This window comes from Erythrobacter sp. CCH5-A1, assembly GCF_001557115.1.
Lineage (GTDB): Bacteria > Pseudomonadota > Alphaproteobacteria > Sphingomonadales > Sphingomonadaceae > Erythrobacter.
Window position 1 is genome coordinate 1 of the sequence record NZ_LSKQ01000160.1, and the last position, 351, is coordinate 351.

Consider the following 351-nt stretch of genomic DNA (forward strand, 5'->3'; position numbering starts at 1 on the left):
GTCGACGAAGGTTTGGTGGCAAAGGCCGCCCATCGCCGGTGCGCATGTCGTCGAGTTGGCTCGACCATTCACCGCCCTTGATGGCTTTGACAGATCGTATGCCTTGCAACGCAAGGAGCCCCCTGATCCGAGAGATAATGCGGGTGCGCTCATGCACCAGATCGCCGCGCTCGCGCATTACTCTGCGTGCGTCCTCCTCCTCGGGAGAGGGCACCTCCACGACACGGCACACGCTTTTGTCGCCAGCGAGATAGGCTTTCAGAATCCCGATCATGGCTTCGGCGTCGATCCGGTCAGTTTTTGCGCGCCTGCCTCGCCGCGACACGAGGAAGCTGGCGGGATCCAGCACAT

Annotated in this window: 1 pseudogene; it reads right to left on the reverse strand. The window is 61.8% G+C overall.

Going from position 1 to position 351, the window contains the following annotated elements:
• Positions 1-274 (reverse strand): annotated as a pseudogene (locus AX708_RS08915) (IS110 family transposase); the annotation flags it as partial.
• Positions 275-351 lie beyond the last annotated feature (77 nt).